Annotated in this window: 13 protein-coding genes; 5 read left to right on the forward strand and 8 right to left on the reverse strand. The window is 61.7% G+C overall.

The window, feature by feature from the left end; translation table 11 throughout:
* Positions 1 to 116: 116 nt before the first annotated feature.
* The 5 genes from AC27VU_RS20150 to pvdM all read right to left on the reverse strand — a co-directional run bounded on the left by AC27VU_RS20150 (position 117) and on the right by pvdM (position 8,047).
* Entirely contained in the window at positions 117 to 2,597 is a 2,481-nt protein-coding gene (locus AC27VU_RS20150; RefSeq protein ID WP_177434675.1) for a TonB-dependent siderophore receptor, read from the reverse strand.
* A 114-nt stretch (positions 2,598 to 2,711) separates the two neighbouring features.
* Entirely contained in the window at positions 2,712 to 4,361 is a 1,650-nt protein-coding gene (locus AC27VU_RS20155; protein ID WP_262142354.1) for a cyclic peptide export ABC transporter, read from the reverse strand.
* A 108-nt stretch (positions 4,362 to 4,469) separates the two neighbouring features.
* Positions 4,470 to 5,357 (reverse strand): dihydropyoverdine dehydrogenase, encoded by an 888-nt coding sequence (pvdO, locus tag AC27VU_RS20160; protein WP_103484492.1) that lies wholly within the window; start codon positions 5,355 to 5,357, stop codon positions 4,470 to 4,472.
* Positions 5,358 to 5,393: 36 nt separating this feature from the next.
* The gene (gene pvdN, locus AC27VU_RS20165) at positions 5,394 to 6,680 is read right to left on the reverse strand and encodes a pyoverdine-tailoring periplasmic protein PvdN (RefSeq protein WP_488724760.1); all 1,287 of its coding nucleotides are present in this window, start codon (positions 6,678 to 6,680) and stop codon (positions 5,394 to 5,396) included.
* Complete coding sequence (gene pvdM, locus AC27VU_RS20170; protein WP_003223442.1) at positions 6,677 to 8,047, reverse strand: pyoverdine-tailoring dipeptidase-like protein PvdM; 1,371 nt, start codon at positions 8,045 to 8,047, stop codon at positions 6,677 to 6,679. The genes pvdN and pvdM overlap by 4 nt, the downstream gene beginning before the upstream one ends.
* Before the next feature lie 207 nt (positions 8,048 to 8,254).
* Here pvdM and pvdP point away from each other — a divergent pair, with 207 nt between their 5' ends.
* Entirely contained in the window at positions 8,255 to 9,880 is a 1,626-nt protein-coding gene (gene pvdP, locus AC27VU_RS20175) for a pyoverdine maturation tyrosinase PvdP (RefSeq protein WP_473019215.1), read from the forward strand.
* A 179-nt stretch (positions 9,881 to 10,059) separates the two neighbouring features.
* Here pvdP and AC27VU_RS20180 read toward each other — a convergent pair whose 3' ends face one another.
* Genes AC27VU_RS20180 through AC27VU_RS20190 form a run of 3 tightly spaced genes read right to left on the reverse strand, consistent with a single transcriptional unit; the run spans position 10,060 to position 14,599 of the window.
* Complete coding sequence (locus AC27VU_RS20180) at positions 10,060 to 11,454, reverse strand: efflux transporter outer membrane subunit (RefSeq protein WP_488724761.1); 1,395 nt, start codon at positions 11,452 to 11,454, stop codon at positions 10,060 to 10,062.
* A 7-nt stretch (positions 11,455 to 11,461) separates the two neighbouring features.
* Positions 11,462 to 13,435: a MacB family efflux pump subunit gene (locus AC27VU_RS20185; RefSeq protein WP_488724762.1), complete on the reverse strand. Its 1,974-nt coding sequence runs from the start codon at positions 13,433 to 13,435 to the stop codon at positions 11,462 to 11,464.
* A complete protein-coding gene (locus AC27VU_RS20190) occupies positions 13,436 to 14,599 on the reverse strand; it encodes an efflux RND transporter periplasmic adaptor subunit (protein WP_400496295.1) in 1,164 nt (387 codons plus the stop codon).
* Between the two features lie 323 nt (positions 14,600 to 14,922).
* Between AC27VU_RS20190 and AC27VU_RS20195 the strand changes: the two genes are divergently transcribed.
* From AC27VU_RS20195 to AC27VU_RS20210, 4 genes are all read left to right on the forward strand, one after another.
* The gene (locus tag AC27VU_RS20195) at positions 14,923 to 15,405 is read left to right on the forward strand and encodes a sigma-70 family RNA polymerase sigma factor (RefSeq protein WP_045122362.1); all 483 of its coding nucleotides are present in this window, start codon (positions 14,923 to 14,925) and stop codon (positions 15,403 to 15,405) included.
* A gap of 131 nt (positions 15,406 to 15,536) precedes the next feature.
* Entirely contained in the window at positions 15,537 to 16,871 is a 1,335-nt protein-coding gene (locus AC27VU_RS20200) for a lysine N(6)-hydroxylase/L-ornithine N(5)-oxygenase family protein (protein WP_488724763.1), read from the forward strand.
* Between the two features lie 592 nt (positions 16,872 to 17,463).
* Positions 17,464 to 20,163 (forward strand): magnesium-translocating P-type ATPase, encoded by a 2,700-nt coding sequence (mgtA, locus tag AC27VU_RS20205; protein ID WP_103484486.1) that lies wholly within the window; start codon positions 17,464 to 17,466, stop codon positions 20,161 to 20,163.
* Between the two features lie 143 nt (positions 20,164 to 20,306).
* Positions 20,307 to 21,023: an MgtC/SapB family protein gene (locus tag AC27VU_RS20210; protein ID WP_007968289.1), complete on the forward strand. Its 717-nt coding sequence runs from the start codon at positions 20,307 to 20,309 to the stop codon at positions 21,021 to 21,023.
* Positions 21,024 to 21,088 lie beyond the last annotated feature (65 nt).

Here is a 21,088-nt window from a genome sequence, read left to right on the forward strand (position 1 = left end):
AACCCCCGCAGCAACGGATATGCCCCCAATCCCAACCCCCATTAATCCCAACCCCCCAACACCAGACAGACAAAAAAAAGCCCCGCCAAAGCGGGGCTTTCTCACAACCAAAGCAATCAGAAGACAGCCTTGACCGACATCACGAAATTACGCGGATCACCATAAAAGTTACCGAAACCTTCGGTACCAATGGTCGAGTAATAACGCTTGTCGAACAGGTTGTTACCGTTGAGCGCGACCGACCAGGTGTCGTCGATCTTGTAGCCAATTCGACCGTTCCACACCGCATAACCGGCACCGTTGATGTTGCCACCGCCAATCGGCGAGACGCGATAGTTGCCGCTCTGCGCGTTGACGCCGGCACCGACGGTGACGCGATCCAGCGGGCCGGTCAGGCTGTAGTCACCCCAGACGCGCAACAGATGACGTGGCACATAAGAGTTGTAGGCGGTGCCGTCCAGCGTGGTGTCGGCATCTTCCAGCACTTTGGTCTGGGTGTAGGTGTAGCCGGCCAGCAGTTGCAGACGGTCAATCACTTCCCCGCTGACTTCCGCTTCGAAGCCCTGAGCGCGGACCTTGCCGGAGTTGATCGAGCAAGAGCTGTCTTCGCAGCGCAGATCATCCTGGGCCGCATCTTTCTGAATGGTGCGGAACAGGCTGAAGGAGCTGTTCAGACGACCGTCGAACCACTCACCCTTGATCCCCAATTCGTAGCTCTGGCCGATCAATGGCTTGAGGGTGCTGCCATCGATGGTCTTGTAAGCGCCTTGCGGGGTGAAGATGTCGGTGTAGCTGGCGTAGGCGGTCAGGTTGTCGTTGAGGTCGAACAGCAGACCGGCGAACGGCGTGACTTGCCCGGTCTCGGTGGACTTGGTGTTGACCGGTGTGCCTTCGCCGCGGAAGTACTGCACCGAGTCGGTGTCGGACTTGTACCAGCTCACCCGGCTGCCCAGTACGAGGGTCAGCGGATCAGCCAGTTTAAAGCGGCCGATGGAGTAAGCGCCGTATTGCTTGATGTGCATGTCCACCGGGCCACCACGGGATGCATTGGCCAGGTAATAGCTTTCATCCGGTTGCGGGATATGGTGGTTCGGATCCAGCACGTTCTGACGTTGTGGCAACGCGGCCACTGCGTAGAAGTCGTCCTTGTTCGAACGGCTGGCGTTTACGCCGACGGTCAGTTCATGTTGCTGGCCGAACGCGTCGAATTTGCCGTCAACGTAGGTATCGAAGCCGTAGTCGACCTGGTCGTAATCGTAGGTGCTGCCCAGCATCAAGGTGCTGGACGAAGTGGCGCCGACCGGTACGGCGCCGCTCGGGAATGCGTATTCCATGTCCTGGGTGTTGCGCGAGTAGACGCCCGCGACCTTGAGCGACCAGTCGTCATTGAACTGGTGCTTGAGGTCAGTGAAGTAGGTGGCGCGTTTGCTGCGCTGGTTGTTCCAGGATGTGTTCAGGCAGGTCGAGCGCTTGAGGTGCAGGTCGGAGCCGTCGGCGTAACGCGGCAGGCCGCCCCAGCAAGGCGTGGCGTCGACGTCTTCCCAGGCGACGCCCACACCCAGGGTGGTGTCGGGGCTGAGGTCGAAGTCCAGGGCGCCGTAGTAGATCTGATCCTTGCGGCTGGCGACGTCATAGAAATATTGACGGGTCTGCTCAGTGACCACGGCGCGACCACGGATGGTGCCCGAGTCGTTCAGCGGGCCACCGGTATCGACCTGACCGCGATAGTTGTCCCAGGTGCCTGCCGACAGCGAGAGTTCAGTGTGGGCGGTATCGCCGCCGCGCTTGCGCACGAAGTTGACGCCACCGGCGGTGCCGCCGGCGCCTTTCATCATGCCGGCGGCGCCACGCAGTACTTCCACGCGGTCGTAGATGGCCATGTCGCTGTTGAAGCTGTCGGCCTGCACGTAGCTGCTGCCGATATCCAGCGGTACGCCGTCGTACTGATACTGGCCGCTCATGCGGAAACCGCGGGAGTAGAAATACTTGCCGCCCATTGGCGAGTCGTAAACGGTGATGCCCGGGGTCTTCTCCATCACTTGTTCGATGGTGTTGAGGTTCTGGTCATCGAGCATCTTGCGCGTCATGACGGTGATCGACTGCGGTGTTTCTTTCAGCGAATGCGTGCCCTTGCCAATGGTCACGCCACCGGTGGTGTAGGAGTTGCTGCCTTCGGTGGTGGCGCTCATACGTTGCGCGTTGACGTTGGTCGGCGCCAGTTCCATGGTATCGCCGGTGGCCGGGCCGAGCACGGTCACGGTGTTGCCGTCACGCTGATAGCGAATGCCGGTGCCTTTGAGGATCGCGTTGAGCGAATCATCACCCTGATAGCGCCCGCTGAGCGCGCTGGAGCGCAGACCTTGCAGGCTTTCCGGGCTGTAGATGATTTGCAGGCTGGTCTGTTGGCTGAGGGTCTGCAGAGCCTGTGCCAGTGGCTGGGCCGGAATGTTCAGTGTCCATTCCTGCGCCTGGACATACGGGGTGGCAGCAACGGTCAGTGCCAGACCGAGACCGGTGCCGGCCAGTCGCGAACGTGTGACGCCCTGCATCAACAGGGCTCGAGTCAGGGGGCGAAGCATGAAACGGGATGCGGACATGAGGTTAAGACCTTGGCAGGTATAGTTGTTAATGGTTCTTATTCATCTCATTAAGACGAGGAAGCCGCGGCAAACCGGAAAACTATTTTTCCGGCCTGGCCGCGGCCCCGTTTTTCAAGCGGTCTGCAGTTCGCTTTTGACCTTTCCGGCCTCCATGCGCACCAGTTGGTCGGCAACGTCGAAGTAACGGTCATCGTGGGAAATCACGATGATGGTCTTGCCCAGGCGTTTGAGGTCGGGCAGCAACTCGGTGTAGAAAATCCGCCGGAACGTCGGATCCTGATCCGCCGCCCACTCATCGAACACCAGCACCGGGCGCTCTTCGAGCCAGGCGTTGACCAGCGCCAGGCGTTTGCGCTGGCCGGTGGACAGATCGGTGGTGCTGAAGGCACCGTCGCGCACGCTGACCTTGTGCGCAATTTCCAGACGCTCGAGGTAGCGGGTGGCGTCCTGCGGCACCTGACGGTCGCCCTGGATCAGGTCGTCGAACAGGTAGTAATCGGCAAAGATCGTGGTGAAGTTCTGGCGGTAGTCATCGCGGTTGAGCGCGGTGATTGCTTGATCGTTGACGCGGATTTCACCCTCGGTCGGTGCGTACAGGCCGAGCAGCAATTTGATCAGCGTGGTTTTGCCACAACCGTTTTCACCGACGATGAACACGATGTCGCCTTGTTCGATGCGCAGGTTGACCGGCCCCAGACGGAACGGTTCGCTGCCTTCCACCGCCGGGAACGCGTAGCGCACGTTGCGCAGCTCCAGGCTGTTGACGGCTGCCGCTTTGCTGCCCGTGTCTTCCAGTAGCAGGTGCGGTTCCGGCGAGGAAAACTGTTCGCTCAGCTCGGCAATCCGGCGGAACGCAATCTGTGCGCGGCTGATGATCGGCAAGGTGCTGACCAGATGCTCCAGCGGGCCTTTCATGTACAGCAGCACCAGTACAAATCCACTCATGACCGCTTTATCGCCGCTCGGCCAGAAGGATTGCAGCGCCAGCGCCATGCCGATGACCACGAAGAACAGCATCGAGCCGAACGACTTGGCGATCACGAAGGTGTTGATGGATTTGATCTGGGTGTCGCAGATCTTTTCCGCGGTTTTCTGAATGCCGGCGACAAACATGCGCTGGCGCCGCGGGCGGTGGATACGCAGCTCCTTGGCCCCTTCGGCAATCGCGTTGTAGTGCTTTTGCAGTTCGTCTTCGGAGTCGCGCGCGGCGTAGAACCCGCGCATGCCCTTGGCCCGGGCAATCGCCTGAATCGTGGTGCCGATGGCGATGGCCACCAGCATCATCAGGAACATCGGCCAGGACAGCATCGCCAGGTAACCGAGGCAGCCCAGGGTGACGGTCATGGAGATCGCCAGCGGCGCAAAGGCGAAGGCGAAGTCGCTGATGGTGTCGACGTCGTGGGTCAGCACCGGGATCAAGCGGTGACTGCGATAGCGTTCGATCTGGTCGATCGGCGCCGACAGCACTTTCTCCCCCAGTTCCTTGCGCAGCCTGGCAATGATGTGCTGGCCGACATAGTTGGTGCCGATGTCCGACAGAATCGTCGTCAGCAACGCCACGGCGCAGAGGCCGGCGAAAATCATGACCACCGTGCGGGTCAGGCCGTCATCGGAGTGCAAGGCATTGTTGATGGTCGCCAGCAGCACGGTGACGCTCAGGCCACCGATCATGCCGAGCACGATGGACACAGAGACGATCAGGCGGAAGGGCTTGAGCAGGGCGAACAATTCGTTGATCGCCCCACGCGTAGGCTTGGTCATGGAGGATTCCTGCTTCGGTGCGGAGGGAGTGCCGGTACTTAAGGAAAACGAATGGTCACGGAGTTTCTTTAAACGACCGCAGACGGGCTGCGGTCGTGGCGGGCAGGATCAGAGGTCACGCACTACGCGGAAACCGAGCCAGTCACCCTTGCTGGTCGGCCAGCTGCTGTTGCGGTTGCCGGAGCGGGAGAACACTGGCGCTTCGCCCCAGTCGTTGCCGCGCATGACCTGGCGTTCACAGTGTTCCTGCACCCACGGGCGCCCGTCGTCGGGTACCCCGGAATAGTCCTTGTGATAGCAATCGGCGGTCCACTCATAGACGTTGCCGTGGGCGTCGTAGACGCCGAAAGCGTTGGCCGGAAAGGTCCCGGCCGGCGAGGTGAAGTTGTAGCCGTCGGCGGCGCCATAGGTGTTGGCGTGTTTGGAAATCTGGTAGTTGTTGCCTTCATCGAACGGGAACGGGAAGGGCCCGGTGCTGCCGCCACGGGCGGCGTATTCGCGGATCGATTCGCTTTGCAGGCGATAGCTGTGGCCGGTCTTTTTCGACAGCCAATCGATATAGCCCTGAGCTTCGGCCACGTTCATGCACACCGCCGGGTCGCGCGCGGTCTGCTTGAACTCCGGTTTGCCGGCGGTGCAGCGGCGGCCCGGGCGATCATCGAAGTCGTAGGGCTTGTTGCCGGTATCGCGCACATACGCGTCCCATTCGCCGACCAGTACCTGGAAACGGCTGATGGCGAACGGTTTGCTGAAGGTCACGACGTGGCGCGGACCTTCATCCGGCTCGCGGCCGACTTCGTCTTCCGGGGTGCCCATGGTGAAGCTGCCAGTGGGCAGCACCACCATTTCCGGGCAGTCCTTGCAGTCCTTGAACACTTTGCCCGGAGCGGGCGGGGTCGCAGCCTGTGCGGCACCGGGCAACAGGCCGGCGCAGAGCGCGGTCAGGACCAGTGCGGGGAGGGCCTTGAAGGTGAATGAGGCGTGAGGCTTTTTCATGAGTCGTCTCTGTGAAAGGAAACCGGGGGCGAGCGCTCAGGCGCGCAGTTTTTTGCCGAGGATGTCCATGAACCGGTCGACTTCGGCTTCGCTGTTGAGCAGCCCGGGGGCGGTGCGGATCACCGGGCCGACATCGCGGCTGACGGCGTCGCAGATCACCCGCTGGTTCATCAGGTAGGCGGCGACCTCGTCGCTGTCCTGGCCCTTGACCCGGAAGAACGTGAAACCGGCGGAAAACTGCGGATCGAGCGGGGTCACCAGTTCGATGTTCGCGTGTTCTCGCAAGCGCTCTTTCAGATAACTGTTGAGCTGATGAATGCGTGCCTGAACGTCGGCCTTGCCCAGTTGCAGATGCAGCTTGAAGGCCTCGTCCAGTGCCCAGCGGTGTTCGAAAGCGTGGTAGCCGCCCGGGGTCATGGTGGTGGCGAACGTCGTGGCTTCGGAGAACGTCGGCACGCTCGGGCTGACGTATTTCACTTCTTCACTGCGGCTGCAGACGATGCCGGTGCCGCGCGGGCCGAACATCCATTTGTGGGTGCCGGCAATGAAAAAGTCGCAGTTCATCTGCGGGAAACTCAGATCATCGACGCCGAAGCCGTGCACACCGTCGACCACGTAAATCAATCGGTCCTGATCCTCGCGCTGACGGTTGTGCTCATCGACCAGCCGCGAAATGTCGCCGATCGGCAACTTCACGCCACTGCCCGAATGCACCCAGGTCATCCCCAGAACGCGGGTTTCAGGGCGGATGTTGCGGTTGATGGTGTCGAGCACCTGATCCAGCGAAATGCTTTGCGGGGTTTCGAACAGCTTGAGTTTTCGCACCCGGGTACCATCGCGGCGGGTGCGGAAATCGAGGATGTTGCGGGTCGAATAGTGCTCGTGCTCGGTGGTGAGGATTTCCTGATCCGGGCGCATATGCACGCCGCCGTAAATCATCGCCAGGCCTTCGGTGGTGCTGCCGGTGAGGGCGATCTGGCTCGGTTTGGCCTGCAGGTATTTGCCGGCCCAGACCCGCACATTGTCTTCGCGCTTTTCGGTGACGCCCAAATCCCAGTCCATGGCCAGGCCCGGGTTCAGATCCAGCGCTGCACGATGGCGTGCGATGGCCTCGCGCACGGGTTTGGGGTGGGAGGTGACCAAAAAGTTGGCGAAGTGAATCGCCTGCGGATCCTGCTCGAACAACTGGCGCAGCTGCGTCCATTTGCTCCCGGAAGGCACGGCGGCGGGTGCGGCCATTGCTGGCGCAGCGAGCGTTGTGCCAAACGGCAGGGCGGCGGCAACCACGCCTGCCTGTTTCAGAAACGTGCGGCGGTCGGTCATGGCTGGGCGCTGTCCTGGCGGGAGATCAACGCAGGTTTGGCCGCTTTCTGCACCTGATCCCAGACGCGCATGAAGTTGCCGCCCCACAGCTTGGCGATGTCTGCTTCGGAGTAGCCGCGCTGGATCAGTTCGGCGGTGACGTTGCGGATCTCCCCGACGTTTTCCCAACCCTTGATACCGCCGCCGTCGTTGAAGTCCGAAGCGATACCGACATGGTCGATGCCGATTTTGCGCACGGTGTAATCGATGGCGTCACCGAGGTCCTTGAGGGTCGCTTTCGGTTCTTCTTCAAGGATCGCGTAGAGGCCGCTGGCGTACTGGCCGAGTTTCTGTTCGGACCAGGCAGTGATGATCGGATCGCCCGGCATCAGCGCCATGGCCAGATTCGGCAACGGCGGCAGGTCGAAGCGCGCGCGCAGTGCGTTGAGTTTGTCCTGGGTGCCTTGGGTCAGCGGTTTGAGGTATTGCGAGAACCCGACCACCTGCACCACGCCGCCGCTGTTCTTGATCAGCTGCAATTCCTTGTCGCTGAGGTTGCGCGGAATATCCACCGCTGCCCGTGGCGCCGAGTGCGAAGCCACCAGCGGTGTGCGGCTCAGTTGTGCGACCTGTTCCAGACCCTTGGTCGACATCTGCGAGACGTCGATGATCACACCCAGATCGTTCAAGCGGTGCACCGCTTGCTTGCCGATGTCCGAGAGACCGTCGAGGGCATCCGGGGAATCATTGAAAAACGGTAGCGGGCGCGACGAGTCGGCCCAGCTGTTGTTGCCGATGTAGCTGAAGCCGAACATGCGCATGCCGCGCCCGGCCCACAGGTCCAGCTTGCTCAGATCGTTGCCCAGCGGGTAGGCGTTGAGCATGCTGATGAAAATCGCAAACTTGCCTTCGCCATGCAGGCGGCGGAAATCATCCGGGGTGTAGGCGATGCCAACCTGATTGGGAAAGTCGCGGACCATCCCGGAAATGATTTTGTAGCGCACTTCCTGCTGGTTGCGCGCTTCCTCGACAAAGCCCTCGGTCGGGCGATGCGGCGCATTCGGGCCGTTCCACATTTCCGGCCAGCCGAACACGGTCAGTGCCGCGCCGGACAAGCGACCGCGATTGGCCTTGATCAGGTCGAACTGGCCCGAGCCGTCCTTGTCGGCTTCGTTGCCGTGCGCGCCGAAACTCAGGGGCACGGTGATGTGGCTGTCGAACGAGAGGATGCGATCCTGCAGCTCGGTTGCCTGTTTCATCACTTTGACCGGATAGCCGGGGTTGTCCCGAAACCAGTAATCCCAGGCCAGAAACCCTGCGCCGGCGCTGATCGCCAAGGCCAGCGGCAGGCCGATAAATAGAGCCTTTTTCGAACGCGGTTTTGTCATTGCCATCTCATTCAGGTTCGCCGTCGAAGTGCAGGCGCAGGGGCCTTTGCTATCTGGGAGGAACGAGTGACCGGACGGGTAATTTAGTGGTGCAGGTGAAATGCGTTGAAGGCGTGCTGCGATCTTTTGCCAGGGCCATAAATTTCCTCGGCGAGCAAACGTTCTAGCTTGGATAAAGCCTGCTTCATGGCTGACACAGGTAGGGCAATGACGATCTCTCGACGCTGGTTCATGGCGGGCATGGCACTTACGGGCGCCGCGCTGCCTGCCGCTTTTTATGCACATCGTGAGCTGACCCGTGAGGAGTTTCCGATCACACCGGGAGAGGCCACAGTGGATCTGGCCGATACGGCCGGTCAGCAGTTGGCGGACAACCTGCGCGGCGTGTGGGATATCCGTTTCAGCGGAGCCGCCGCAGGGCTGGACGGCCTGCCACACGAAGGTCTGGAATTGTTTCTCGACATTGCCCGTCGTGGCCGCGGCTTGCGTGGATTCCTCGATACCGGGGCCAATCTGCGTTCTGACGCGCCGGCACGCTATCAGGTGATTGGCGATCTGGCGCCGGGCAATGGCGCCGAGATGTACTGGCGGCTGCTGCGCACCGATGCGCCGCAAGCGCCGCCAGTCTATGAATTCAAAGTCAAACTGGACGAAGTCTGGGCGGCGTTCGGCAATGCCGGCAGCGGCACGCTTACCGGACAGGTGTTGCGCCTGGATCGACCGTTGGGCTTGCCCGAGCTCGATAACCATTTCATCGCTATCAAACGACGCTTTCCCGAGGCTCGCGAACGCACTGGATTGAACCCGACACTCTTGGCGTGGCTGGTCGCTCCGGAACATCGCTTGTTCCACCAGCTCTGGCATGCGACCCGTGACAAGTGGCACAAACTCTCGGAGAAAAAACGCGAGGCCCTGCGCGGAATCGGCTGGCAACCCGGGCCGCGCGACAAGGAACGGGATGCCCGCGGGCCACGCAAGGATCGCAATGGTTCGGGCATCGACTTTTTCTTCATGCACCGGCACATGCTGGGCAAGGCCCGCTCGATGCAGGACTTGCCGTCGTGGCCGGCGTTCCCCATGCCGCAACCGGAACTGGAACGCGACCGTCAGGGCTTCGCCCGCTACTTCGACAACCACGACGGCAACGCCTTGCCGCCGACCTGGGTGACCGACGGCGATGATGAGTACACCCAGTGGGTCAGTGACATCAAGGCGGCCGAGACTTACCACAGCAATTTCCAGGTCTGGGAATCGCAGTACCGCGACCCGCGATACTTGTCGAAACTCACCCTTGGGCAGTTCGGCTCAGAAGTAGAGCTGGGCCTGCACGATTGGTTGCATATGCGCTGGGCGTCGGTGGCACGCGACCCGTCCAACGATATTCCGGTGCCGATGGCGCGCGATCAGGCGGATTTTGCCGCGCGTTGGTACGCCCCGGAAAACGACTTTCTCGGCGACCCGTTTTCCTCCCATGTGAACCCGGTGTTCTGGCGTTTTCACGGCTGGATCGATGATCGCCTCGAAGACTGGTTTCGCGCCCATGAGCGTTTTCACCCGGGCGAAGTCAGTCGCCTGGAGGTCAATGGCGTGCCGTGGTTTGCCCCGGGGCGCTGGGTTGAAGTCGACGATCCGTGGCTGGGGCCGGACACCCATGGCTGCAGTACCGTGCCGGGCCTGCAAATCGGCCGCTCGGTGGAGATGGACCCGGAAACCATGAAGCTCGCGCTGCGCATCACCTTTGGCGATGAAGACCACATGGCCGACCTGTTCCGCAAGGTGCCGCAGCGACCGTGGTACGCCCGACATTTGAAGGTGAAGGGGCGGCAACTCTAAGCACAAAAAATCGCAGCCCGGAGCTGCGATTTTTTTTGCCCTGAGGGATTGGTTTCGCCTGACCTGGCGCTTTCGCGAGCCACAGGGATCTGCGTTGAGCCTCGATCTGTGACGCGCCCCATCACCCCTGTGGGAGCGAGCCTGCTCGCGAAGGCGTCGGGACAGTCGACAAGGGACGGTCAGATGACTTGCCAACCACCGCCCAACGCCTTGTACAAGGCAATGCTGGCCTGCAAGCGCGACAGGCGCAGTTGCACGTTCATGTCCTGCGCCGCATACAGCGTGCGCTGGGTTTGCAGCACGGTGAGCAAGTCTTCGGCACCAGCCTGATAGCGACTTTGGGCGATGTCGAATGCGGTTTGCGCCTGGCTCAGCTCTTCGCTTTGCCATTGCCGTTGTTCGTCGAGGCCGCGAATGCTGCTGAGGGCTTTTTCGACGTCGGCGAAGCCATTGATGATTGCCCTGCGATACGTCTCCAGCAGTTCATCCTGACGGGCCTTGGCCTTGTCGCGTTCAGCGCTCAGACGGCCATTGTTGAAGATCGGCGCGGTCAACCCGGATGACAGGTTATAGAACGTCGTGCGCAGCAGATCCGCCGCCAGATCGGCGCCGGTGCCGAGGCTGGCGGTGAGGGTGACTTTAGGCAGCATGGCCGCCCGGGCCACGGTGACATCGGCTTGCGCGGCCGCGAGTCTGGCTTCGGCGCTGGCGATGTCCGGGCGCCGGCTCAGCAGATCGCTGGGCACGCCACTGGCGATTTTCGGCCACTGCAATTGTTCGAATGACTGTTGAGGTGAGGACAGCGTCTGCACCGGTTGGCCGAGCAGGGCGGCAAGGCTGATCAGTGCTTCGCGTGCCTGTTGCTGCACCAGCGGCAACTTGCGCTGTTGTTCGGCCACCAGGCTTTTCTGCTGGGCCAGTTCCAGTGCGGTGGCGCTGCCGGCGTCGAAGCGGGTTTGCACCAGGTGCAATACGTTTTGCGCGTTGGCCAGATTGAGTTCGGCGATGCGCGCCTGCTCACGCAACGCCAGGGCCTGGGTGTAGCTGGTGGCAACGCCGCTTTGCAGGGTCAGTTCGACGGTGGCGCGATCGTATTCGCTGGCTTGCACGCCGAACACCGCGCTGTCGCGGGCGGCGCGTTTGCCACCCCAGAAATCGATTTCGTAACTGGCGCTCAGCTCCGCGTCGTAGTAATCCAGCGAACGCTTGTCGGGGTTCACGTCCAATTGGCTGTAGCCCTTGCCGTGCAATAGTTTCTGCCGATTGGCATTCAGTCCGGCCTTGATTTCCGGCAGCAGCGGGGCGCCGGCAATCGTCGCGCTGGCCTGCGCCTGCCTGACCCGGGCCACCGCGGCGCCGAGGTCATGGCTGCCCAGGCGTGCCTGTTCGACCAGTCGATCGAGTTCGGGGCTGCCGAACTGCGTCCACCATTGGCGGTTGCTTTGCACCGCACCGGGATGATCCGGTGACTGCCAGGCGGGCGGTGGCTGCACGCCGCTGTCGGGGCGTGGCGCAGGGCTGCTGCAGGCCGCCAGCAACAGGCTGGCGGCGAGGAGGGTCAGTGGCGCTTTCATAGATCGATCATTCACTGGTAAGGGCCGTGACCGGATCGAGCCGGGCGGCCTTGCGGGCAGGCATGAAGCCGAAGATGACACCGGTGACCAGTGCGCAGGCAAAGGCGCCGAGCACAGCCAGCCATTGAAACGCGATCGCCACGCCGCTGAACATCAGGACGCCGCCGACCAGCATTGCCAGGCTGATGCCGGCAATGCCACCGACCACCGAAAGCATCACCGCTTCGGTGAGAAACTGGCGCAGGATGTCGCGCTGACGGGCGCCGGTGGCCATACGAATGCCGATTTCCCGGGTGCGTTCGCGCACGGTCATCAGCATGATGTTCATCACGCCGATACCGCCCACCAGCAGCGAAATGGCAGCAATGGCGCCGAGCATCAGCGACAGCGTGCCCTGGGTGCGCGCCTCGGCCTGGATCATCGCGGCGTTGTTGGTGAGTTCGAAGTCCTTCTTGCCGTTGTGCCGGCGCAGCATCGCTTGTTCGATGGCCTGTTCGGCGTCCTTGACCTTGCGCGCATCCCTGGCGGCGATCACCACGTATTCCGGATTGCGGCTGCCGAACAGACGCATGCTGGCCGCGGAGTAGGGCACCGCGATGCGATTGTCGCTGTCCGAGTCGCCCGAGCTTGAGCCTTTTTCGGCGAGAACGCCGAGGATCTGGAACGGCACGTTTTCGATCAGGATGTACTGGCCGATCGGATCGGCGATATCCTTGAGCAACTTGTCGCGCACTTTGGTACCGATTACCGCCACAGCGGCGGCACTGTCTTCGTCGGCCTGGGTGAAGTAACTGCCCTGGACCACCGGCCAGTTGAAGATGATCGGGAAGTTGGTGTCGTTGCCACCGACATAACTGCTGTGATCGGCGTTGCCGAAACGCACGCCGGCGGTCGAGCCGTTGACCGGCATGATGCGTTCGACCTGGGGCAGGGCGGCCAGCTCGGCGACGTCATCAAGCGTAATGATCCCCGGTGGCGTGCGCGGGTTGGGCGCGGCGCCGCTCAGATAAATGATGTTGGAGCCGAAGGCGCCCATCTGCGCCATCACCTGGCGTTTGCTGCCTTCGCCAACCGCCAGCATCACCACCACCGAAGCCACGCCGATGACGATGCCGAGCAGCGTCAGCGCGGTGCGAAACCGATTGATCCACATGACTCGCCAGGCGGCTTGCACCGCATCCACCAGTTCGCCTTTCCAGGCGCCGGTCTGGGTACTGCCGGCGCTCAGGCGCTGGCGCAGATCGACCGCTTGCAGGGCGCCGGGGTTGGCGGTACGGGGCGCGGCTGACGGATGCTCGGCGGTGTCGCTGATGATCAGGCCGTCGCGGATTTCGATGATGCGTTTGGCCCGTTGCGCCACTTCGCGGTCGTGGGTGATGAGAATCACCACATGGCCCTGACTGGCGAGTTCGTCGAGCAAGGTCATGACCTCGGCGCCGCTGTGGCTATCGAGGGCGCCGGTGGGTTCGTCGGCGAGGATGATGTGACCGCCGTTCATCAGCGCCCGGGCAATCGACACGCGCTGCTGCTGACCGCCGGAGAGTTGGTGCGGGCGGTTGCCGGTGCGACTGGCCAGGCCCAGGCGCTCCAGCAACGCACTGGCCCGAGCGTGGCGCTCTGCCGCGGGAGTACCGGCGTAGATGGCCGGCATTTCGACGTTTTCCTGGGCGGAGCCGGACGGAATCAGGTGATAACCCTGAAACACGAAACCGAACGCCTCGCGGCGCAGCCACGCCAGTTCGTCGGTGTCCAGTTGCGCGACATCTTCACCGGCAAAACGATATTCGCCGCTGGTAGGGCGATCGAGGCAGCCAAGGATGTTCATCAGCGTTGATTTGCCGGAGCCGGAAGCGCCGACGATGGCCACGAACTCGCCGGCATGAATCGACAGATCGATGCCGCGCAACACCTCCACCAGCGGACTGTCATTGCCGCCGTAGGATTTGCGGATCTGCCGCAGGTCAATCAGGGGCGTTTGCATTCAGCCTCCGCTGCCGGTGGCCGGAGTGCTGAGGACGTGATCGCCCTCGACCAGACCTTCGAGCACTTGCGTGCGCAGGCGATCGCTGATGCCGGTTCGCACGTCGCGGGACTGGATTTCGCCGTTGGCGGCAACGACCTGCGCCCGTTGCCACTGCGCCCGCGTGCCTGGCTGCAGGGCGGCGCTTGGTACGGTCAGGGTGTCCCTGGCCTGTTGCGCGACAAAGAACACCTGCGCAGTCATGTCGGTCATCAGGCTGTTGTCAGCGTTGTCGACATCGAGCAGCACGGTGTACAGCACCACCCGTTCGCTGCCGCTGCGACCACTGGTGGGGCTGCCGCCCTGATTCTGTTCGAGAGGGCGCGGCGGCACCGGCAGAATCTGCCGCACAGTGCTGTTCCAGCGCCGGCTGCCACCACTAAGGGTGGTGAAGTAGGCGGTCATGCCGGGTTTGACGTGACCAATGTCCGCTTCGGAAACCTCGGCCCAGACCGTCATTGGCGATAGTCGCGCGATGCGCAGGATCAACGGTGTCTGTTGCTGCGCATTGAGTGTCTGGCCTTCCCGCGCGCCGACGGCCACCACCGTGCCGCTCATCGGTGCATAAATGCGTGTGTAGCCGAGCTCGGCCTCGTCGCTGCGCAGGCTCGCCTGGGCCTGGCGGATCTGCGCCTGGAACATGTCGATGCGCGCCTGGGTCGCGCGAACTTCGGCGCGCGCGGTCTGCACATCTTCTTCACGGGTCGCGCCACCGGCGGCGAGCTTCTGCTGGCGCTGGTATTTCTGCTGTGCGAGATCGTGCTGGGCGCGCTGCTCCTGCAGTTGCGCCTTGAGGTTTTCGATCGAGAAACGCCCGGCATCGAGTTTGGCTTTTTGCGTGGAGGGGTCGATCTCCACCAGCAACTGGCCTTCCTTGACCGTATCGCCAGCCTCGACATGGATCTTCTGGATCTGCCCGGAAGCCTGCGCGCCGACATCCACATAACGACGCGGCTGCAAAGTGCCCAATGCGGTCACGCTGTTTTCGATATTGCTGCGGGTCACCTGAACGGTGGCGAGGGCGTCCCGCCCGGGCGGCAAAACCTGCCACGCGGCAACGGCGATCACGGGAATCAGACAAAGGGCGGCAAACAGGGCGCGTCGGGCGGAGCGGGGACGTTTCATGCAGGGTTCCGGCCAGTAGGTTCGGCCCGTCGTTCAACCGCGGCGGCGCAGTGCGCGGGGGGTGAACGCTGTCGCAAGGCGCGACAGATACGGGGAGCTGTCCTGTAAACGATGAGTGCGCAAGGGAATTTAAGTGCGCACACATCAAGTAACAGGTAGCCGCTGAGGACTATTTGGCCCGGATGTGGAAACAGCTCTTTAAATCTATATGAGAATTACTATAAATTACGCAACTCAAGTTGCCACCATCTTGCTACTGCGGATCGCGGGCGGCGGAATCCGTGTGCTCAAGGACAGGAACTGCATCGATGCGGTCGGGAGTCATGTTGGAAAACTACTATCGGGAGCTGGTGTGTTTCCTGAACGCCAGGCTGGGCAACCGTCAGGTTGCCGAAGATGTGGTGCATGACGCTTATTTGCGGGTGCTTGAGCGTTCCAGCGACACGCCCATCGAGCAACCCCGGGCGTTTCTCTATCGCACCGCCCTGAACCTGGTCATCGATGATCATCGGCGCAATGCCCTGCGTCAGGTCGAGTCGCTTGATGTGCTCGACAGCGAAGAGCGCTATTTCACCCCGTCACCCCATGGCACCCTCGATCACGGCCAGCGTCTGGAAATGCTCCAGCGTGCGCTGGCGGAGTTGCCGCCGTTGTGCCGCGACAGCTTTTTGCTGCGCAAGATCGAAGGCCTGTCCCACCCCGAAATTGCCGCGACCCTCGGGATCTCCAAGGCGTTGGTGGAAAAACACATCGTCAATGCCATGAAGCATTGCCGGTTGCGAATCAAACAATGGGATGCCCATTGATCCCGGCTGGTTAAATTTCCTTTCATCGTCCTCGTTCCTACTCAACAGACGACCTGCTGACCTGTTTCAGGCCGGTCAGGCCACCCAGGCTTTATCCCCGTGTTGAGGGGTTCATCCAGAGGACACTGGAAATGACACAGGCAATTGCATCGCCCATCGTTCACGACCTGATCGGCGTCGGTTTCGGCCCTTCCAACCTGGCCCTGGCCATCGCTCTGCAAGAGCGCGGCCCGACCCACGGCGAGCTGGATGTGCTGTTCCTCGACAAGCAGGCCGACTACAGCTGGCACGGCAACACCCTGTCGACCCAGAGCGAGTTGCAGATTTCCTTCCTCAAGGATCTGGTGACCCTGCGCAACCCGACCAGTCCGTACTCGTTCGTCAACTACCTCAAGCACCACGGGCGTCTGGTGGACTTCATCAATCTCGGCACCTTCTACCCGTGCCGCATGGAGTACAACGACTACCTGCGCTGGGTCGCCGGGCAGTTCACCGAGCAGAGCCGCTACGGCGAAGAAGTGCTGACCATCGAACCGGTGCTGCACAACCATCAGGTTGAAGCGCTGCGCGTGATCTCCCGCGATACCGAAGGCCAGCAGTTCGTGCGCACCGCGCGTTCGGTGGTGGTCAGCGCCGGCGGCACGCCGCGTATTCCTGAAGCGTTCAAGGCGCTGAAGGGCGACAGCCGCGTGTTCCACCACTCGCAGTACCTGTCGCAGATGGCCAGACAGCCGTGTGTGAACAATCAACCGATGAGCATCGCGATCATCGGTGGCGGGCAGAGCGCGGCGGAAGCCTTCATCGATCTGAACGATTCGTTCCCGTCGGTGCAGGTCGACATGATCCTGCGCGGTTCGGCCCTCAAGCCTGCGGACGACAGCCCGTTCGTCAACGAAGTGTTTTCGCCGGAGTTCACCGATCTGGTGTTCCAGCAAAACAGTGCCGAGCGCGAGCGCCTGGTCAACGAGTACCACAACACCAACTACTCAGTGGTGGACATCGACCTGATCGAACGCATCTACGGCATCTTCTATCGGCAGAAAGTCTCGGGCATCGCCCGTCATGCATTCCGCACCCTGACCACCGTTGAAAGCGCCACCGCCACCGAGCGCGGCATTGAACTGGCGGTGCGCAACAACGCCACCGGCGAAGTCACTGTGCGTGTCTATGACGCCGTGGTCCTGGCCACCGGTTACGAGCGGCAGATGCACCGCAAACTGCTGGCTCCGCTGGAGGAATACCTCGGTGATTTCGAGGTTGATCGCAACTACAGACTGATCACCGACGAGCGCTGCAAGGCCGGCCTGTACATGCAGGGCTTCTGCCAGGCCAGCCATGGTCTGAGCGACACCTTATTGTCGGTGCTGCCGGTGCGCGCCGACGAGATTGCCGGCTCGCTGTACGAGCATGGCAAGCACCGTGGGCATCGTTCGGTGGCGGATCTGTTGTTGGCGACGGCCAGCTGATTCTGTATTGCCTGATACACCGCTTTCGCGAGCAAGCCCGCTCCCACAGGGGATCTTCATTGAACACAGATTTTGTGGTCAGCAGAGATCCAATGTGGGAGCGGGCTTGCTCGCGAAGGGGCCTCCAAGACCACCGCAAAAACCCATTCCTGAACCCTTCCTGAATATCCCCCGATATTCCTCGACACACCTTCTTACACGGGTTTACTCATCCATCATCGAGGCGTAAGCTTCGCGCGTTTTCATCAATAGCGGAGACCCACAGTGGGTACTTGTTCGAGTGACAGTTGTCGGCCGGTCTCGGTAACCGGCAGATTCTCGGCAAGATAACGCGCAGCCTTTCTCTGCCGTTGTCTCGCCGTAAAAGCGAGCAGCGGCATCCCGATCATGGTCAGCTGAGACCATGTCCCGACGTCCTTCTCATCGACACTGAACGTGTGTGGTTCCGACCGTGTGGTCGTGATCGCAAACCTATCGACACGCCTGTCTTTTCTGACCGGCGCGCCAAGCCTTGCCGTGCCGGATTTTCCGGCGCACGAGGCATGGTCGTACCTGCTCGACGGTTTCCCGGCTGACCATAGGGGCAACAGCCATGAAACTTACGCTCAAGGAATTTTTCGCAGGCTTCCTGCGCACACGCCACATCGCCCGGCACTTCCGCCGTCTGGCGCTGCTGGAATCGATCAACGACACCACGGTCAGCCGTGAAGTGCCGCCCACCCTGGCCAACACCCTGGTCGATGCGGCCCATCGCGACAGCAGCGAACTGCTGTCTTCGCTGGGCACCCACACTGACGGTTTGACCGATTTTGAGGTCGACGCACTGCGCGCGCAGTATGGCCTCAACGAAGTCGAACATGAGCAGCCGCTGCCATGGTGGACCCACCTGTGGCACTGCTACAAAAACCCGTTCAACCTGCTGCTGACCCTGTTGGCGGTGATCTCGTGGCTGACCGAAGACCTCAAAGCCGCCACGGTGATTTTCTCCATGGTGGTGCTGTCGACACTGCTGCGCTTCTGGCAGGAAAGCAAATCCAACCGGGCCGCCGATGCGCTCAAGGCCATGGTCAGCAACACCGCCACAGTGATGCGCCGCGATGAGCCACGGATCGAATTGCCAATCAAGCAACTGGTGCCGGGCGACCTGATCGTACTGTCTGCCGGCGACATGATTCCTGCCGACTGCCGGGTGCTCAGCGCCAAGGACCTGTTCGTCAGCCAGGCGGCGATGACCGGTGAATCGATGCCGGTGGAAAAATTTGCCCGCCAGGCCGACCGCGACACGCGCAATCCGCTGGAGCTGGAGAACATCCTGTTCATGGGCACCAACGTGGTGTCCGGCACGGCGATGGCGGTGATTCTCACCACCGGCAACAGCACCTATTTTGGTGCACTGGCGCAACGGGTCGGCGCGACTGACCGTGCGGTGACCTCGTTCCAGCTCGGTGTGAACAAAGTCAGCTGGCTGCTGATCCGCTTCATGTTCGTCATGGCGCCGCTGGTGCTGTTCATCAACGGTTTCACCAAGGGCGACTGGACTGAAGCCCTGTTGTTCGCGCTGTCGATCGCTGTCGGCCTGACTCCGGAAATGCTGCCGATGATCGTCACCTCGACCCTGGCCAAAGGTGCGGTGTTCCTGTCGCGCAAGAAAGTCATCGTCAAGCGACTCGACGCGATCCAGAACTTCGGTGCCATGGACGTGCTGTGCACCGACAAGACCGGCACTCTGACCCAGGACAAGATCTTCCTCGCGCGCAACGTCGATGTCTGGGGTGAAGACTCGGATGACGTGCTGGAAATGGCTTATCTGAACAGCTACTACCAGACCGGGCTGAAAAACCTGCTCGACGTGGCGGTGCTCGAACACGTGGAAATCAACCGTGAGCTGAAGGTCGGCACGGCGTTTCGCAAGGTCGATGAGATCCCGTTCGACTTCAATCGCCGGCGCATGTCGGTGGTGGTCGAAGGGCGTGGTGAACCGCATCTGCTGATCTGCAAAGGCGCGGTAGAGGAAGTGCTGGCGGTGTGCACCCGTGTGCAGCACGGCGAAGTCGAAGAAGCCTTGAGCGATGAATTGCTGACCCGGATTCGTCAGGTCACCGCAGCATTCAACGCTGAAGGCTTGCGCGTGGTGGCCGTGGCTGCCCGCTCGATGCCGGAAGGTCGCGACACTTACAGCCTGGCGGATGAGCAGGAATTGACGCTGATCGGTTATGTGGCGTTCCTCGATCCACCGAAGGAAAGCACCGCGCCGGCGCTCAAGGCTTTGGCCGAACACGGTGTCGCCGTCAAAGTGCTGACCGGTGACAACGAACTGGTGACTGCGAAGATTTGCCGCGAAGTCGGTCTGGCCCAACAGGGCCTGCTGATGGGCAATGACATCGAGCGCATGAGTGATGCCCAACTGGCAATCGCCGTGGAGAAGACCAATGTCTTCGCCAAGCTGACCCCGTCGCACAAGGAGCGCATCGTGCGCATTCTCAAGGGCAACGGGCATGTGGTCGGCTTCATGGGCGACGGCATCAACGATGCGCCGGCACTGCGCACGGCCGACATCGGTATTTCGGTGGACAGCGCGGTGGACATCGCCAAGGAAGCCGCCGACATCATCCTCCTGGAAAAGAGCCTGATGGTGCTGGAGGAGGGCGTGCTCGAAGGGCGCCGCACCTTCGCCAACATGCTCAAGTACATCAAGATGACCGCCAGCTCCAACTTCGGCAACGTGTTCTCGGTACTGGTCGCCAGTGCGTTCATTCCGTTCCTGCCGATGCTGCCGATGCACCTGCTGGTACAGAACCTGCTCTACGACATTTCGCAGATCGCCATTCCGTTCGACAACGTCGATGACGAGATGCTGAAAAAGCCGCAGCGCTGGCAGCCGGCTGATGTTGGACGCTTCATGCTGTTCTTCGGTCCGATCAGTTCGATCTTTGACATCCTGACGTTCGCCTTGATGTGGTATGTGTTCGATGCCAACACCCCGGATCACCAGACCCTGTTCCAGTCCGGCTGGTTCGTGGTGGGCTTGCTGACCCAGACGCTGATCGTGCACATGATCCGCACGCCGAAGATTCCATTCCTGCAAAGCCGTGCAGCCATGCCGCTGCTGGTGATGACCGGGATCATCATGGCGGTCGGGATCTTCCTGCCGATGGGGCCGCTGGCCGACTACTTCAAACTGCAGGCGCTGCCGTCGATGTACTTCGTGTTCCTGCCGATGATCCTGTTGGCGTACATGGCGCTGACCCAGGCGGTGAAAGGCTTCTACATCCGCCGGTTCGGCTGGCAATAAACGTTCGGACAACACTGTTCCCCTGTGGGAGCGGGCTTGCTCGCGAAGGCGGTGTGTCAGCCACTACAACTGTGACTGAATAACCGCCTTCGCGAGCAAGCCCGCTCCCACAGGGGGCAGTGGTTTATTCAAGGAGCTTCATCATGCAAGCCATCAACAACCTCAACCTCACCTCGCTGCTCGACACTCTCGTCAGCCTCAGCGCAGCGTTCATCCTCGGTGGCCTGATCGGTTTCGAGCGCCAGTACCGGCAACGCACGGCGGGTCTGCGCACCAACGTATTGGTGGCAGTCGGCGCGGCGATTTTCGTCGACATGGCCAACCGCCTCGGCGGCGCTGAAGGCGCGGTGCGCGTGGTTGCCTACGTGGTCTCCGGCATCGGCTTTCTCGGCGCCGGGGTGATCATGCGCGAGGAGGGCAACGTCCGTGGTCTCAACACCGCCGCGACCCTGTGGACCTCCGCCGCCGTCGGTGCCTGCGCCGGTGCCGACCTGTTGGCCGAAGCGGTGCTCGGCACGCTGTTCATTCTGGCCGCCAATACCTTGCTGCGACCGATCGTCAACAACATCAACCGCCAACCACTGGACGTGGTCTCGGCCGAAGTCACCAACATCGTCTATGTCATCGCCCGGCGCTCCCAACAGAAAGCCGTGTTCGCCCTGCTCGAAGCCGAGCTGGAGCGCAGCAACTACCCGGCCAGCGATGTCGATGTACACGCCTTCGGCGCCGACGAAATCGAGATCGAAGCGACGCTGGCGACCACCTCGGTGGACGGTGACGAACTCGATGCCCTGGTGGCGCGGATTTCGACCTCGGCGCTGGTGGTGCAGGCGTTCTGGAGTCCGAGTACCACGGAATAAGGCAACAACCTCGAGCCGCCACTCGGCGTGGCTCTCGGCGACTGCTATCGCCGCCTCTGGCAAGA

It is taken from the genome of Pseudomonas sp. 14P5.3.2 (assembly GCF_057799175.1).